Below are 15,179 nucleotides of genomic sequence, written 5' to 3'. Positions count from 1 at the left end.
AAATGTAAAGTTAAATGAAAAATAAGGAATTTAATAGACGTGCTTAGACTCCTTCTTACGTATTTGAAATTTCAGTAGTGGCATGACCAATGATAAAAATGATAACTGTGAGGGCTGTGGCATGTTCATTGCCTTTTTATGTGGGGATAGCAAAGGCAACTGAACAATTAGAGCGCTTCCCCTCCAATCAGAGCTTTACCGGCTTGACTTTTACACCTAATGCTCAAGTGAAAGAGTATGGCAACTTTGGTGTATCTTTTGCCCAAGGGCGCCCTTGGCTTGACGAGGTGCAAGGTTTAGATTCTATCAAAGTATCTTTCGGCCTCATTGAAGGGTTAGAGGCTCACGGTAGTATCGTTACTTATGATTATAACTCGAACTGTTTTAAAACAGGCTGTGGCGGTATTCGAGATTTATCACTATCACTGAAGTATCAGGTTCCCAATTTTTGGGGGAATGAGAACTTAGATTTTGCTTTAGGTATGCAAGATGTCGGTGGTGCTGCAACTAAGCTCATGACTAATTTTGCCGTCGCTGATTATACGTTTAATGCACTTCCCTTAAGGGTTTCTGCTGGTTTCGGTCAGTCAGAAGAGCGTTTGATGGGTGTTCTAGATGGCCCTTTTGGTGGCTTTGAATACCAACCTTTTGACTTTGTTCAACTAGTAGGAGAGTACGATTCAGTAGAATTCAACTCTTCTATAAAAGTGTTTACTCCCGATAATTTACTGCCTAATGATATAACTGCCTCATTAAGCTACCAGATTTATTCTGGTCATGAATCGGATGGTTCAAGCGTTTGGAGTGCTGCACTCTCGATGCCATTGATAACGGAATACTCTCGCTCTCGCGACTACGCGAAGAATAATATGACGTTAATGGATCGTTTAGTCGTTGAGCAAAACAAAGCGCAACAAGCGTCAATTTCCTCTTTGGTTAGTGCGTTAAAAAATGAAGGCTTCGTTAATGTTCAAGTGGGCGTATCAAATGACAAAGTTGTGGTGGCTGTAGAAAACCGCCGCTACAACCATAACCAAGTTGACGGACTAGGTGTCGCTCTGGGTATTGTGTCTAGTCATTTAGGTCAAAATGCGGCGCAAGATATAGGCGCTGCATCGGATCAATTTGAACTTGTGATGCTTGTCAACCAAAAACCAGTGGTCAGCGTTTTGTCTGACGCTAACTGTTACCAAAGTGTCGTCAATGGTAGCGCAGCTTGTGATGACATTCAGTTTATCACGCGCGATTTACCGGAAAGATTAGACATGGTTGATTGGAAAACGGAGCGAGTCAATTCAGGCACTTTAGATTCGCAGATCGTGCTTTCTCCTATGGTAAGGCATGGTTTTGCAACCGAGTACGGTGTGTATGATTACTCTTTTGCCATGTCTAGCAACTTATACACCTACCTATGGTCTGGCGCGGCAATTGATGTTCGTCATATTTTACCTTTAGCAGAAAGTGACGATTTTGAAGAAGGTGGGTATTTCGAAGACAGCGCGTACGAGAACGAGATTGATCGTGCAATGGTGCATCAGTTCTTCCGTTTACCATATGTCGATATTGCTAACCAGGTCTCTCTAGGCTTGGTTAAGTCGGATTATATCGGTGCGCGCAGCGAATCAGCTTGGTTCTCTCAATCGGGCAACCATGAGTTGGGACTAGAGATGAGCTACTTCCAACATCAAGACGAAAAAGACAAAAATGGTTATGCGAACCCAGACCGCCAAACCTTTTTAACTCGTTACACATTCTCTATGCCAGAGTGGGATTGGCAGTTTAACGCAACTGCTGGCGAGTTTTGGAAGGGGGATGTTGGCGCAAAATTCACGACATCACATTGGTTTGAAGACATAGAAGTATCAGCAAGTTATCAGGTGACAAAGTTTAATGATACAGACGAAGAGCAGTTTGTCACTGTGTCAGTAAAACTGCCATTAACGCCATGGCGCGATATGTCGCCGGGAGTGATACAAGTTCGTGGTAACGAGGCTTATGATTTCAACGTTACGACTCGAGTTGGCAACGATACAAACTATTTGGCAGCAGGCCAGGGTGATGAACTCGTGATGGATAATAGTATGCTTCGCCGCTACTTTAACCGAGGCCGTTATGGTCAAGAGTACTTTGAGCAGAACAAGCTTCGCATTCGTAATGCTTATTTGCGTTACTTGGGTACTCAATTGAATTAAGTTGTGTTGCTAGTTAGGCTTTTAGTTAATCGCCGCACTCTACCGAGAGTGTCGGTGTTTTGATATGCTAGCGTCAGTTAAATAATAGGAAATAAAAATGAAAATTGCTGTAGCAGGCACGGGCTACGTCGGTTTGTCCAATGCCATGTTATTGTCACAAAACCATGAGGTTGTGGCGGTTGATATTATCCAAGAAAAAGTGGACTTGTTGAACGACAAGAAGTCTCCAATTGTTGATGCGGAAATCGAACATTTTCTTGCAAACAAAGAGCTCAACTTTGTCGCGACGCTAGATAAAGAGCTGGCTTACAAAGGCGCAGAGTTTGTTGTTATTGCCACACCAACGGATTATGACCCTCAAACGAACTACTTTAATACTTCTTCAGTTGAAGCAGTGATTAAAGATGTGATGGCAATTAATCCAGATGCGGTTATGGTGATTAAGTCGACTGTACCTGTGGGTTATACTGCGCGTATTAAAGAGGAACTCGGTTGTCAGAATGTTATGTTCTCTCCAGAGTTTCTTCGTGAAGGTAAAGCACTGTACGATAACCTCCACCCGTCTCGCATAATCGTTGGTGAACGCAGCGAACGTGCAGAGAAGTTCGCTAACCTTTTGGTTGAAGGCGCGGTAAAAGAAGACATCTCGGTTCTGTTTACTGACTCTACAGAAGCAGAAGCGGTTAAGTTGTTCTCAAACACATATCTTGCGATGCGCGTAGCCTATTTTAATGAGCTAGATTCGTATGCTGAAGCACACAATCTTGATGCTCGCCAAATTATTGAAGGTGTTGGCTTAGATCCTCGTATTGGCAATCACTACAACAATCCGTCATTCGGTTATGGTGGTTACTGCTTACCAAAAGATACAAAGCAATTGTTAGCAAACTACCAAGAAGTTCCTAATAACATTATTGGTGCAATCGTTGATGCGAACCGCACTCGTAAAGATTTTGTCGCAGAATCTATTCTCAAGCGAGAACCAAAAGTCGTGGGTATTTACCGCTTAATTATGAAAGCTGGTTCAGATAACTTCCGCGCTTCGTCTATTCAAGGCATTATGAAGCGCATTAAGGCAAAAGGCATCGAAGTCGTGGTGTATGAGCCAGTACTTAAGGAAGATGAGTTCTTCCACTCTGCCGTTATCCGCGATATTGACGAGTTCAAACAAATGTCAGATGTTATTGTTTCTAACCGCATGGTTGAGGAACTTGCTGATGTGGCTGATAAAGTTTACACCCGTGACCTGTTTGGTAGCGATTAATTAGTATTTATACTCAAATAATGTAATAGGCTCCCTCAGAGGAGCCTTTTTTTAGTTGGTAATGGTTATGATTAAAAAATGTTTATTCCCAGCAGCGGGTTACGGTACACGTTTCCTTCCTGCAACTAAGTCGATGCCGAAAGAAATGATGCCAGTGGTGAATAAGCCATTGATTGAATACGGTGTTGAAGAAGCGATTGAAGCCGGTATGGACGGTATGTGCATCGTCACCGGTCGTGGTAAGCACTCGTTAATGGATCACTTTGATAAAAACTACGAACTAGAGCATCAAATTAGCGGTACAAGTAAAGAAGCGCTGCTTGATGATATTCGCTCTTTGATTGATTCTGCGAGTTACACTTACATCCGTCAGCGTGAAATGAAAGGCTTAGGTCACGCTATTCTTACGGGACGTGAATTGGTCGGTGATGAACCGTTTGCTGTAGTGCTTGCGGATGACCTTTGTGTGAATGAGGACCAAGGCGTTCTAGCGCAAATGGTTGAGCTGTACAAACAGTTCCGCTGTTCAATCGTTGCGGTACAAGAAGTGCCGGAATCAGAAACGCATAAATACGGTGTGATTGCTGGCGAGATGATTAAAGATGATATCTTCCGCATTGATAGCATGGTTGAAAAGCCAGAGCCAGGCACTGCACCTAGCAATCTAGCGATTATTGGTCGTTACATTCTGACACCTGATATCTTTGAGCTGATTGAAAATACAGAGCCGGGCAAAGGTGGCGAGATTCAAATCACCGATGCGCTGATGCAACAAGCTCAATCTGGTTGTGTTTTGGCATACAAATTTAAAGGTCAGCGCTTTGATTGCGGTAGCGTAGAAGGCTACATTGAAGCAACAAATTACTGCTACGAGAACCTTTATAAGAAAGACTCCAGCGCGGAGCTCGCGAAAAAGCCAACTGTGAAAATTGCCGAGCCAGCGTAGGTCGAAGCTTTCTATTAGGTACTCCGACGGTACAACACAAACAAAAAGGGATGCATGATGCATCCCTTTGTTATTTCTGCTTAATAAAAGCGAAATTAAGCTTTAGCTGCTGCCGCTGCTTTAGCGATTGCTGCGAAGCTCTTAGCGTCTAGAGAAGCGCCGCCAACTAGAGCACCGTCGATGTCTGGTTGTGAGAAGTAAGCTTCAGCGTTTTCTGGCTTAACAGAACCGCCGTATTGGATGATTACTTGTGCTGCAACTGCTTCGTCTTTCGCTGCGATTAGTGCGCGGATAGAAGCATGGATGCGTTGTGCATCTTCAGCTGTTGCTGCTTTACCAGTACCGATAGCCCAGATTGGTTCGTAAGCGATGATTGCGCCGTTTAGAGCTTCAACACCGTAAGTGTCGATAACTGCGTTGATTTGACGTGCACATACTGCTTCAGTTTCGCCAGCTTCGTTTTGAGCTTCAGATTCACCGATACAGAAAACAGGCGTTAGGCCGTTTTCTTTTAGGAAGTTGAATTTCTTAGCGATGAACTCGTCAGATTCGTTGTGGTATTCACGACGCTCTGAGTGACCGATGATGATGTGAGTAGCACCGAAATCTTTCAGCATTTCTGGAGACATGTCGCCAGTGAAAGCACCGCTGTTGTTTAGGTCAGTGTTTTGAGCACCTAGGATGATCTTGTTACCGCCTTCAGCGATTACGCGCTCAGCTAGGTCGATGTAAAGTGCTGGTGGAGCTACTGCTACGTCAACACCTTCAACGCCTTCAAGCTCAGCGTTAAGACCAGTTAGCAGCTCAGTTACCATTGCTTTGCTGCCGTTTAGTTTCCAGTTACCCATCACTACAGGACGACGCATAGGAATATCTCCCTTATCTTTAATGTAAATAGTCTATTAATGTAAAAAATCTACGTAGGAATATAACAGAATAATATGAACAGATCATGATTGGTATCATGTCTTATGTGGCTTTCTCTCTCCGTCTGGAGTCGAAGTTGTTCTGTTATTTTTATCAAAAGCAATCGATTGGTGATCGCGTAGACAGAATGATAGTTCATTCCTCGGAAATTGCTGGCTAGATTGGTATTACTACGCACTGAATTTTTTATGTTGTAGAAAGGAATCAAAATGCCAAACTTAGTTTTAGAGTATTCGAACTCAGTGGAAGAGCGAGTCAATGTACAAGGTTTGCTGGAAGACTTACATAAAGCTGCGTTAGAGAGTGGCCTTTTTGAGTTGGCCTCTGTGAAATCAAGAACGTTAAGATGTCATAACTGGCTAATTGGTGAAGCGGGTGACAGTCTCGATTTTATCCATATCAATTTTGATTTGTTGTCTGGCCGAACGCCTGAACAAAAGCGAGAATTATCGCGAGCTTTAATGGTTGTGCTTCAAGAACAGGCAAGTCATGTACACAGTTTAACGGTTAACATTCGAGATATGGATGTGGACAGCTTTCAAAAAGTGGTGAACTGAATATAAGGCTTGGCCGACGTTGTTCACGACTTGTTGTTTCTTCCCAAATTAACCCGACTCGGCTACTCTGTATTCTTTCTATTTTTGGATAAAAATTGATGTCGACTAAAGAGTTACTGTTTTCGTTTCACGGACGTATCGATCGCAAAACCTATTGGATTTGGAATGTGATTTACTATATTTCGATTATAGGTTTTGGTGCGGGTATCAGTAAGTTGTTTCCTGCGTTTTCTTACCTGTTACTGCCAATATTCTTGTTGGTACTGCTCATTCCTGATTTGGCTATTACGACAAAGAGATGGCATGACCGCGACAAGTCGATCTACTGGTTAGGCTTGAATATTCCTTTGGTGATTGGTCGCATCGCAACGCCGATGACAAGCCCAATGGCGCAAGAGCCTTCAACGCCACAGCTGTTCATTGCTTCGATTTCATTAATTTGTGGGCTTTGGATTTTGATTGAGTGTGGTTTTTTGCAAGGCACATCAGGCCCGAATAAGTACGGTCCTGAGCCACAGTGATTCATGAGTGTGGGAGTCTGCCTAAGGTGTGACTCTCACATCAGTAGAAATCGTTTCTGTTGAAGGCGACTACGTTGTCTGTCTTAACCGACGTCGCTTTTCCTTGTAATGCTTCTCTGAACTTCGTGACTTGTTTTTGTAGTTCATTCATTAGCACGACGTTGGTGTGATGAGGGTTTTTACAGTTGTGAATCACACGATCAATATGGCTTTGCTGAGCCCATAAGCGTGGTTGCATCATTTCTGATGCGCTTTCTATCATTTCTTTTGCCATCTCGTGGCGAAATTGTTCAAAGCCTTCTGGATCGCTTTCGGCCATCTGAACCAGTTCATCAAATGAGGGTAATACTTGCGTTGTGTGAGTATGTAGAGTTCTCATCCCTTTCTCCAAATCCATATGGATACTCGTGTTCAATATTACAAGCGTACACCACAGGAATCAGAGTAAAGGATGAATCATTGGCCTGTCTCATTTATAAGAGAGAGCGAAAGGGCCGAAATCTAAGCGCGGATTCGGTAAACGCAGCGACGTTGACCGCTAATGATATGCTCGGTACGCTCGACGGTCGTGTCGTCTCCGAGTAAGGACTGGAACACACTCAGTTCAGATTTGCATAAACTAGGGCAACGCGTGGCGGCTTTACAAATCGGGCAGTGATTCTCGATCAAGATAAAGCCGTGCTCATCTTGTTCAAGCTCTGCCATGTAGCCTTCTTTTTCGCGCAGAAAAACCAAAGTTTCCAGTTTGCTTTCTAAAGACTCACATTGGTCGAGGTGCTGGCGATAGTTTTGTAAAGTCAGTTTTTCGCGCTCGGAGGTAACTTTGTCGAGGCCATCTTTACCGAAGATGTGTTCCACGGCTTCGATAAATTGGATGGTGAGTTCGCCATGACGATCGGCGAATTGCTCATGTCCCTTCTGGGTTAAAGACCAATGGCGAGTAGGGCGTCCGACTTTGACTTTTACATCGTGAATCGACAGGATGCCTTCATCTTCTAAACCTTGCAGGTGCTGGCGAGCACCCATGGTTGTCATCCCAAGCTCAGAAGAGAGTTGTTTTGCAGTGACAGACCCGTCACGCTTAACGATTTGCAATATCCTATCTACGGTCTTCATATTCCCACCATTTGTATTTCCGTACACATTATGCGCGATAGGCTTAGTAAAGAAAAGTGTTGACTTAACTTGAGTGGGGATTTGGTGAGCCAAAAACAAAAAGGGTCGGCACTTTGCCAACCCTCTGCGATGCTGAACCTAAAAATTACAGAATGATATCGCGAACTTCTGGATCTTTGCGCTCTAAGTAATGGGTCGACTTGATGCGGCGAATGGTACGGCAACGGCCTCGCACGAGTAGCGTCTCTGTTGTCGCAATATTACCTTGGCGAGAAATCCCCTCTAGCAAGTCACCTTTTGTAATGCCTGTTGCTGAGAAGACGACGTTGTCGCTGCGCGCCATGTCTTCCATTTTTAGGACGACGTTGGCTTTTACGCCCATTTCTTCACAACGTTGTAGTTCAGCCGCACCGTAAATACGGTTTTCTTCTGTGTCGCCTTTCACTTCGTGGCGAGGTAGAAGGCGGCCATGCATGTCACCATCAAGTGCGCGAATCACCGCTGCGGATACCACCCCCTCTGGTGCACCGCCAATGCAGTACATGAGGTCCACTTCACTATCTGGCATACACGTTAGGATAGAAGCTGCAACGTCGCCATCTGGCACCGCGAAGACACGCACACCCATCGATTGCATTTCTGCTATCACATCATCGTGGCGAGGTTTTGCTAGAGTGATGACAACCAGAGTGTCCAACGTTTTATTCAGCGCGCTAGCAACGTTTTCTAGGTTTTCTTGCAACGGCTTTTCTAGATCGATCACGCCTTTCGCACCTGGGCCAACAACCAGTTTTTCCATGTACATGTCAGGTGCTTTTAAAAAGCTGCCTTTTTCACCCGCGGCAAGCACTGCCAATGCGTTCGATTGACCCATTGCGGTCATGCGTGTGCCTTCAATAGGGTCAACAGCGATATCCACTTCATCGCCACCTAGACCAACTTTCTCACCGATGTATAGCATTGGAGCATCATCGATTTCACCTTCACCAATGACAATTTCACCACTGATGTCTGTTTTGTTCAGTAGAGTGCGCATAACTTCAACAGCAGCGCCATCGGCTGCGTTTTTGTCACCACGGCCAAGCCATTTGTAACCAGCGAGTGCTGCACCTTCAGTTACACGAGAAAATGCCATTGCTAAATCGCGTTTCATGATGTCTCCAAGTAAGCAATAGGGAAGAGGAATTTGCGCGGCGATTCTATCACAACGGCAGTTAAACGTTTGCCTTTTTGCTGAGCTTTTACTTTAACTAAGTTGAATTTGATCAATACTTGGGTGATTTTTTGTCGCGGAGAGGCGTAAACACTTTGCACAAAAATGCTTCGACGATAAGAAAAGTCAGCGTTTAGTGAGATTGCGCCGATTTTTTAACCGAATGATGCGAAATATCGAATATAGTGAGTGTTTCTCATCGCGACGCTGAGTAGAATGACCTTATATAGGTAAGCTGCACGCCAATCTCGTGCATCGTCCCAACGGAATAACATAGGTAGGCCAAGATGTCTTTTGAAGTACTAGAACAACTAGAATCTAAAATTCAAACTGCAGTTGACACAATCACTCTTCTTCAGATGGAAGTTGAAGAGCTGAAAGAAGACAAAGTAAAACTAGAAGCAGAAGCAAACGAGCTTCGTTCTCAACGTGAAGATCTAGAGCAAAAAGCTCAGCAAGCTCAGCAAGAGCACGCACAGTGGCAAGAGCGCATTCGTGCACTACTTGGCAAAATGGACGAAGTGGAATAATTTCACTTCTTCATCCAGAATTAAAAACACCCGCTTCGGCGGGTGTTTGTATATTTGGGTATGAGCAGCGCTTTAGTCAACGAAAGGTGACTGGCTACTGGAAGCTACTCTTCGACCGTATCATCTAACTCAAGGTCAATATTAAGTGGCTCTGGAGATAGGATGATGCCAGTGTTGTCGGCGTAGATGTAATCTTCTGGAAGGAAGCTAACGCCGCCGAAGTTTACAGGTACATCTAGCTCACCAATGCCTTGGTTTGCCGCGCCAACAGGAATTGATGCCAAAGCTTGAATGCCGAGGTTCATGTCTTCTAGTTCATCAACTTCACGGACACAACCGTAAACGACAATGCCTTCCCACTCGTTTTCTTCTGCAATTGCAGCAATTTCTGCATCGATGAGCGCTTTACGTAAGGAACCGCCACCGTCAATCAACAACACGCGCCCAAGACCATCTTGCTCTAAGGTTTCGCGGATCAGTGAGTTGTCTTCAAAACACTTAATGGTGGTGATTTGCCCGGCAAATGACGCGCGTCCGCCAAAATTACTGAACATTGGTTCAACCACATCGACCTGATCAAGGTAGATATCGCAGAGTGCTGAGGTATTGTATTCCATAGCGTACCTTTCTAAACAGAAACTGGTTGTCTTTGAGTATATCTAGGCATTAAGTCAATGCAATGACAATCCTTTTTTAACTTACCAGAGTTTGAGCTACCACAATTGTTGCAAACAAAACGTTAGTGACTAATGAGCATTTTACGATAACTGGCAGCATTGGAGCGATTTGTGCAGGTTTTTCTGTATCCCAAACGGCTTTACCATGATGAATGACGACATAAACGCTCAACAAGAAGGGTAGGCTAATCCACAGTGGTTTGTCTTGAATTAACAAGTAAGCCGCAAACGCTAAAATAGCACCACCAAGCAAGATAAAGTGGTACTGCTTGGCTTTGTGTTGGCCCAAACGGACGGCGACCGTGCGCTTTCCACATTCGCGATCGTTCTCGATATCACGCATGTTGTTGATGTTCAGTACCGCTACCGCGAGTAAACCACAGCCCAGAGCTGGTAAGAATAGAGTGGTGTCTACATGCCCAGTATGCAGAAAGTATGTACCAGATACGCCTAGCAGACCAAAGAACAGGAATACGGAAATATCGCCTAAGCCGACATAACCGTAGGGCTTACTGCCCATGGTGTAAGCAATCGCCGCGATAATGGCAAGAATACCCAAACCGATGAAGGTGATGATGCTTTCTGGCGAGCTCAGCGCGTAAAACACCAAAACCAAGCCCGAGATGGCGGTAAGCACGATATTAAAAATGATCGCCTGTTTCATCTGTTTGGCACTAACGGCACCAGTCTGCATCGCACGCTGTGGACCTAAACGGTTTTCATTGTCGGTGCCTTTTACTGCATCGCCATAGTCGTTGGCTAAGTTCGATAGAATCTGCAATAAGGTTGCCGTAGCAAAGGCCATGATTGCGATGGTCAAAGAGAAATGACCGGCTGAGTATGCAAGTACGCTACCAGTTAAAATAGACACCAGAGCGAGAGGCAATGTTTTAGGGCGAGCGGCTTCAAGCCAGATCTGCAAAGATTGTTTCATGGAAATTTCGTGCTAGTAACCAATGTGCCCAGTATAAGCACAAAGCAGCAGATACGCTATTGACCTAAAACAAGGCAGGCATGACTGTTGGTACGTATCTGAGAATAATCTTTACGCAAATGCCCGAAAAACAAAAAGGCTACCTCTTCGAGATAGCCTTTAAAATCAAGGTGAAATCTGAGTTTACAGAATAAAGCGACTTAGGTCTTCGTTTTCGATCGTATCGCCTAAACGTTCTTTAACGTAAGCTGCATCAATCACAAACTTAGCACCAGATTGCTCTGCTGCATCGTAAGAGATTTCGTCCATCAGACGTTCCATCACGGTATGTAGACGACGAGCACCAATGTTTTCTGTGGTTTCGTTTACTGTCCATGCCGCTTCTGCGATTTGCGTGATACCGTCTTCGGTAAATTCGATATCGACGTTTTCTGTCTTCATCAGCGCAATGTATTGTTCAGTCAGCGACGCTTTAGGTTCAGTCAAAATACGTTTGAAGTCGTGGCTGCTCAGTGCTTCCAATTCCACACGGATTGGCAGACGGCCTTGCAGTTCTGGAATGAGATCAGATGGCTTGGCAACTTGGAATGCACCGGATGCAACAAACAGAATGTGGTCTGTTTTTACCATGCCGTGTTTTGTCGAAACGGTACTGCCTTCAATCAGAGGAAGTAAGTCACGTTGCACACCTTCACGAGACACGTCCGGGCCAGAGCTTTCGCCGCGCTTACAAATCTTGTCGATTTCATCAATGAAAACAATACCGTTGTTTTCTACGTTGAAAATCGCGGCTTCTTTTAGCTCTTCTTGGTTTACAAGTTTTGCTGCTTCTTCTTCTGCCAGCGCTTTCATCGCGTCTTTGATTTTCAGCTTACGCTTTTTCTTGGTGTCGCCGGCAAGGTTTTGGAACATGCCTTGTAGCTGGTTGGTCATTTCTTCCATACCAGGAGGTGCCATGATCTCCACACCCATTTGCGGTGCAGCTACATCGATTTCAATCTCTTTATCGTCTAGCTGACCTTCACGCAGTTTTTTACGGAAGATTTGACGCGTGTTTGAGGTGTCTTCTTTTTGCTCGACTTGACCCCAGCTATCGCGTGCTGGTGGCAGTAGTGCATCGAGAATGCGCTCTTCAGCTTGCTCTTCCGCGCGGAATTTTACTTTTTCCATCGCTTGTTGGTGGGTCATCTTCACAGCGACATCAGTCAGGTCACGAATGATGGTTTCAACTTCTTTACCAACGTAGCCCACTTCGGTGAACTTTGTTGCTTCGACTTTGATGAATGGTGCATTGGCTAGTTTAGCAAGACGACGAGCGATCTCTGTCTTACCAACACCAGTTGGACCAATCATCAGAATGTTCTTCGGTGTGACTTCGACGCGCAAGCTTTCTTCTAGCTGCATGCGACGCCAGCGGTTACGAAGGGCAATCGCAACCGAACGTTTTGCTTTGTCTTGACCAATGATGTGACGGTTCAGTTCATGAACGATTTCGCGAGGGGTCATTTCAGACATATTCTTTCCTTACTTCGTTACGATTACGCGGCTGGAGTTTCAGGCTCTGCAGTTGAGTCTAGCTCTTCTACGGTGTGGTGATGGTTGGTGAATACACAGATATCACCAGCGATGTTCAGTGCCTTTTCCGCGATTTCACGTGCATCTAAGTCAGTATTCTCTAAAAGTGCAGTTGCGGCTGCTTGTGCGTATGCACCACCAGAACCAATCGCAATCAAATCATTTTCTGGCTGAACGACATCGCCGTTACCAGTGATGATGAGTGATGCTGTTTCGTCTGCAACAGCAAGCAACGCTTCTAATTTGCGAAGAGCTCGGTCGCTGCGCCAGTCTTTTGCCAGTTCTACGGCTGCTTTCGTCAGATGGCCCTGGTGCATTTGTAGTTTGCTTTCAAAGCGTTCAAATAGGGTGAAGGCGTCCGCTGTACCGCCAGCAAAGCCAGCAAGCACTTTATTGTTGTATAGGCGGCGAACTTTGCGCGCGTTACCTTTCATGACGGTATTGCCTAGAGATACTTGGCCATCACCCGCGATGACGACTTTGTTATTTCGACGTACAGATACAATGGTAGTCACAGTCGACCTCTTAATTATTTCTCTTTGGATTTAATTCAGTATATGGGGGAGAGGAACTTGGGATTCAAGGGGAGGGCGTTTTTCACATTTGCTAACGCTGATGATGCCAATAACACGCGAGGAATAAAAAAGACCAACAGCGAATGCGGTTGGTCTTTGTGAGATTAGAAGTTTTCTTTCCAAATTGCGCACGGTTCGATTTTCGCGCGTTGCAACTTGTGGCGATCTTTCTCTGCATCGCGTTTGAACTTGTACGGGCCAAGTACAACACGGTACCAAGAACTGCCTTCTTTCTTACGAATTTTGCTCGAAAGACCTTGGAAAGCAATAGCCAGCTTTCGCTCTTCGGCCTGTGCTTGGGTTTTGTAAGCGCCACACTGCATTACGTATGGGATTTTAGATACTTCGATTTCTTTGGCGACGACTTCCACTTCTCGCTTGGGTAAAGATTCGACGTATTCCCACTTCTCTTCAGGTGGTGGTGGCAAATCCTTTTTCGGCTTTGGCTTACTGACGGTCGTGGTAGGTTGTTGAACCACGGGTGGTTTCGGTTCTGGATCGTTACTTAATAAATACAGACCATAGCCAAAACCGCCCACAAGCAAGATTGCAAGTAGACCACTACGCCAAGGTTTTCTTTTGGGAGGTTGTTTTTTTGTCGACTTTTTTGGAGCGCCTCGCCCCCGTCTCACATAATCTCTGTTTGCCACGGTTACTTCTGGTCATCAAGGATTCTTCCAAATATGTTAATCCAGAACGGGTCGAGAAAACACCCTATTGATGTAATCTTGATAGCTACGTATCAGATAGAGAAGACAAAAAGCGGCACCAATGGGTACCGCTTATCGTTAGTTTACATGATAGGTCGCGTTGGACTACCGAACGCTTAGGCGCGTTGCGGTGGCGCTGCGCTACCACGGACAACAAGCTTAGTTTCTAGTAAGCGTGAACCTGAATGAACGTCATGGCCTTTAAGTAGTTCAAGCATCATAAGCATCGCTTGGCGGCCAATTTCATAACGAGGTTGAGAAATGGTCGTTAACGGTGGATCGCAGTATTGAGCAAAGTTGATATCATCGAAACCAACCACTGACAAATCTTGCGGAACGCGCAGACCGAGTCGTTTGGCTTCTTGGATTGCGCCGATTGCCATGGTGTCGCAGTGGCAGAAAATCGCAGTTGGTGGCTCTGGAAGTTCTAGCAACTTACGTACAGCTTTCGCGCCGCCGTCAAAAGAAAACTCAGTGATAACACTGTATTGTGGGTCTTTACTGATCCCCGCGCGACGCAAGGCTTGTTGATAACCTTGCTGGCGGAACTGGCACAATACCGCTGTGTCTGGCCCTGAAATTTGTGCTATGCGTTTATGGCCAAGTTGAGTTAGGTAATTGACCGCTTCAAAAGCAGACGTTAGGTTGTCAATGTGCACGGTTGGTAATTCTAGCTCTGGCGCAAACTCACAAGCCATGACCATTGGTGGCAGGTTTTTCTGTTCTGGCTTGCTGACATCAAATGGCAGGTCGGTGCCAAGCAGTAACATGCCATCGGCTTGTTTGGTGAACACTAGATTCACAAACGAGCTTTCGCGCTTTTTCTGCTGGCCGCTGTCACCGAGCAGTACGAGGTAGCCATGTTCCATAGCGGCGTCTTCGATACCACGAATGATTTCAGAAAAGTAAGGATCACAGATGTCAGGAACGATGGTAACAATCGTTTTTGATTCGTTTCTACGTAGATTACGCGCTAATGAATTTGGAGAATAGCCCGCTTCAAGGACGGCATCTTCGACTCTTTTTCTTGTTGAAGAAGAGACTTTTTCTGGATTCATTAATGCTCGAGATACCGTAGCTGTCGACACTCCCGCAAGCTGGGCAACATCCTTCATTGTCGCCATAGTGTTTAACCTCTCAAATTTTTGCCAAGATGACGTTATTCCCTGTCAGAAGTCGTAGGTTTTTATCACTGGTAATCAGTGCCTATCTAATCACGTTGTTAGTGGTTATTTTTAGGGAGTAGGCGATAAAGCATCGCTTGGCTACTGCTTCAAATTTTGGGAATAGTCATTGTTTTAATCTAAGCCTATGGGGTAAACCCACTTTAGACTTTGCTAATTTGGATAGTCTATTCATTTCTATCGGGAAAGTTACGGTCTGTTTAACAAAAATTGCAATCTCGATGTGAGTCTCATCACATTAAAAGGTAATTCATTACA

The 15,179-nt window shown here is 45.0% G+C and carries 16 protein-coding genes; 6 read left to right on the top strand and 10 right to left on the bottom strand.

What is annotated here, in order from left to right; all coding sequences use genetic code 11:
• The first annotated feature begins 89 nt into the window (after positions 1-89).
• From ACF8CV_RS21230 to galU, 3 genes are all read left to right on the top strand, one after another.
• Entirely contained in the window at positions 90-2,192 is a 2,103-nt protein-coding gene (locus ACF8CV_RS21230) for a YjbH domain-containing protein (protein ID WP_169592704.1), read from the top strand.
• Positions 2,193-2,289: 97 nt separating this feature from the next.
• Positions 2,290-3,456 (top strand): nucleotide sugar dehydrogenase, encoded by a 1,167-nt coding sequence (locus ACF8CV_RS21225; RefSeq protein WP_169592702.1) that lies wholly within the window; start codon positions 2,290-2,292, stop codon positions 3,454-3,456.
• A gap of 67 nt (positions 3,457-3,523) precedes the next feature.
• The gene (gene galU, locus ACF8CV_RS21220; RefSeq protein ID WP_169592699.1) at positions 3,524-4,402 is read left to right on the top strand and encodes a UTP--glucose-1-phosphate uridylyltransferase GalU; all 879 of its coding nucleotides are present in this window, start codon (positions 3,524-3,526) and stop codon (positions 4,400-4,402) included.
• A 95-nt stretch (positions 4,403-4,497) separates the two neighbouring features.
• Here galU and tpiA read toward each other — a convergent pair whose 3' ends face one another.
• Positions 4,498-5,268, bottom strand: a complete 771-nt coding sequence (gene tpiA / locus ACF8CV_RS21215; RefSeq protein ID WP_025501099.1) for a triose-phosphate isomerase — start codon at positions 5,266-5,268, stop codon at positions 4,498-4,500.
• Between the two features lie 270 nt (positions 5,269-5,538).
• Between tpiA and ACF8CV_RS21210 the strand changes: the two genes are divergently transcribed.
• Positions 5,539-5,886, top strand: coding sequence for a 5-carboxymethyl-2-hydroxymuconate Delta-isomerase (locus ACF8CV_RS21210; protein WP_005496920.1), 348 nt, complete (start codon positions 5,539-5,541; stop codon positions 5,884-5,886).
• Between the two features lie 98 nt (positions 5,887-5,984).
• Positions 5,985-6,407, top strand: coding sequence for a DUF805 domain-containing protein (locus ACF8CV_RS21205; RefSeq protein WP_169592697.1), 423 nt, complete (start codon positions 5,985-5,987; stop codon positions 6,405-6,407).
• A 40-nt stretch (positions 6,408-6,447) separates the two neighbouring features.
• Here the strand turns inward: ACF8CV_RS21205 and ACF8CV_RS21200 are convergent, their stop codons facing one another.
• The 3 genes from ACF8CV_RS21200 to glpX form a co-directional block, all read right to left on the bottom strand.
• Positions 6,448-6,804: a DUF3135 domain-containing protein gene (locus ACF8CV_RS21200; protein ID WP_031791538.1), complete on the bottom strand. Its 357-nt coding sequence runs from the start codon at positions 6,802-6,804 to the stop codon at positions 6,448-6,450.
• A 104-nt stretch (positions 6,805-6,908) separates the two neighbouring features.
• Positions 6,909-7,523: a metalloregulator ArsR/SmtB family transcription factor gene (locus ACF8CV_RS21195; protein ID WP_005484031.1), complete on the bottom strand. Its 615-nt coding sequence runs from the start codon at positions 7,521-7,523 to the stop codon at positions 6,909-6,911.
• A gap of 145 nt (positions 7,524-7,668) precedes the next feature.
• Positions 7,669-8,676: a class II fructose-bisphosphatase gene (gene glpX, locus ACF8CV_RS21190; protein ID WP_020840003.1), complete on the bottom strand. Its 1,008-nt coding sequence runs from the start codon at positions 8,674-8,676 to the stop codon at positions 7,669-7,671.
• 347 nt (positions 8,677-9,023) lie between these two features.
• Here glpX and zapB point away from each other — a divergent pair, with 347 nt between their 5' ends.
• On the top strand, positions 9,024-9,266 hold the full coding sequence (gene zapB / locus ACF8CV_RS21185) for a cell division protein ZapB (protein WP_005481417.1): 243 nt from the start codon (positions 9,024-9,026) through the stop codon (positions 9,264-9,266).
• A gap of 104 nt (positions 9,267-9,370) precedes the next feature.
• Here zapB and rraA read toward each other — a convergent pair whose 3' ends face one another.
• The 6 genes from rraA to cytR all read right to left on the bottom strand — a co-directional run bounded on the left by rraA (position 9,371) and on the right by cytR (position 14,900).
• Entirely contained in the window at positions 9,371-9,883 is a 513-nt protein-coding gene (gene rraA, locus ACF8CV_RS21180; RefSeq protein WP_005457192.1) for a ribonuclease E activity regulator RraA, read from the bottom strand.
• A gap of 76 nt (positions 9,884-9,959) precedes the next feature.
• Positions 9,960-10,877 carry a 1,4-dihydroxy-2-naphthoate polyprenyltransferase gene (locus tag ACF8CV_RS21175; protein WP_005457195.1) on the bottom strand — a complete coding sequence of 306 codons (918 nt, stop codon included), beginning with the start codon at positions 10,875-10,877 and terminating at the stop codon, positions 9,960-9,962.
• Positions 10,878-11,060: 183 nt separating this feature from the next.
• Positions 11,061-12,392 (bottom strand): HslU--HslV peptidase ATPase subunit, encoded by a 1,332-nt coding sequence (hslU, locus tag ACF8CV_RS21170; protein WP_005489452.1) that lies wholly within the window; start codon positions 12,390-12,392, stop codon positions 11,061-11,063.
• 23 nt (positions 12,393-12,415) lie between these two features.
• A complete protein-coding gene (hslV, locus tag ACF8CV_RS21165) occupies positions 12,416-12,967 on the bottom strand; it encodes an ATP-dependent protease subunit HslV (protein WP_005489705.1) in 552 nt (183 codons plus the stop codon).
• 164 nt (positions 12,968-13,131) lie between these two features.
• Positions 13,132-13,677 carry a cell division protein FtsN gene (ftsN, locus tag ACF8CV_RS21160; protein WP_005481405.1) on the bottom strand — a complete coding sequence of 182 codons (546 nt, stop codon included), beginning with the start codon at positions 13,675-13,677 and terminating at the stop codon, positions 13,132-13,134.
• A gap of 176 nt (positions 13,678-13,853) precedes the next feature.
• Positions 13,854-14,900: a DNA-binding transcriptional regulator CytR gene (gene cytR, locus ACF8CV_RS21155; protein WP_254894148.1), complete on the bottom strand. Its 1,047-nt coding sequence runs from the start codon at positions 14,898-14,900 to the stop codon at positions 13,854-13,856.
• Positions 14,901-15,179 lie beyond the last annotated feature (279 nt).

It is taken from the genome of Vibrio sp. zbq_1, assembly GCF_043102935.1.
GTDB classification, from domain to species: Bacteria; Pseudomonadota; Gammaproteobacteria; order Enterobacterales; family Vibrionaceae; genus Vibrio; species Vibrio parahaemolyticus.
This window is presented reverse-complemented; position numbering and strand designations above follow the sequence as displayed.

What these genes read in the sequence shown, in the direction of transcription:
- ACF8CV_RS21230 (WP_169592704.1), top strand. Translation starts at nt 90, where the DNA reads ATGATAAAAATGATAACTGTGAGGGCTGTGGCATGTTCATTGCCTTTT.
- ACF8CV_RS21225 (WP_169592702.1), top strand. Translation starts at nt 2,290, where the DNA reads ATGAAAATTGCTGTAGCAGGCACGGGCTACGTCGGTTTGTCCAATGCC.
- galU (WP_169592699.1), top strand. Translation starts at nt 3,524, where the DNA reads ATGATTAAAAAATGTTTATTCCCAGCAGCGGGTTACGGTACACGTTTC.
- tpiA (WP_025501099.1), bottom strand. Translation starts at nt 5,268, where the DNA reads ATGCGTCGTCCTGTAGTGATGGGTAACTGGAAACTAAACGGCAGCAAA.
- ACF8CV_RS21210 (WP_005496920.1), top strand. Translation starts at nt 5,539, where the DNA reads ATGCCAAACTTAGTTTTAGAGTATTCGAACTCAGTGGAAGAGCGAGTC.
- ACF8CV_RS21205 (WP_169592697.1), top strand. Translation starts at nt 5,985, where the DNA reads ATGTCGACTAAAGAGTTACTGTTTTCGTTTCACGGACGTATCGATCGC.
- ACF8CV_RS21200 (WP_031791538.1), bottom strand. Translation starts at nt 6,804, where the DNA reads ATGGATTTGGAGAAAGGGATGAGAACTCTACATACTCACACAACGCAA.
- ACF8CV_RS21195 (WP_005484031.1), bottom strand. Translation starts at nt 7,523, where the DNA reads ATGAAGACCGTAGATAGGATATTGCAAATCGTTAAGCGTGACGGGTCT.
- glpX (WP_020840003.1), bottom strand. Translation starts at nt 8,676, where the DNA reads ATGAAACGCGATTTAGCAATGGCATTTTCTCGTGTAACTGAAGGTGCA.
- zapB (WP_005481417.1), top strand. Translation starts at nt 9,024, where the DNA reads ATGTCTTTTGAAGTACTAGAACAACTAGAATCTAAAATTCAAACTGCA.
- rraA (WP_005457192.1), bottom strand. Translation starts at nt 9,883, where the DNA reads ATGGAATACAATACCTCAGCACTCTGCGATATCTACCTTGATCAGGTC.
- ACF8CV_RS21175 (WP_005457195.1), bottom strand. Translation starts at nt 10,877, where the DNA reads ATGAAACAATCTTTGCAGATCTGGCTTGAAGCCGCTCGCCCTAAAACA.
- hslU (WP_005489452.1), bottom strand. Translation starts at nt 12,392, where the DNA reads ATGTCTGAAATGACCCCTCGCGAAATCGTTCATGAACTGAACCGTCAC.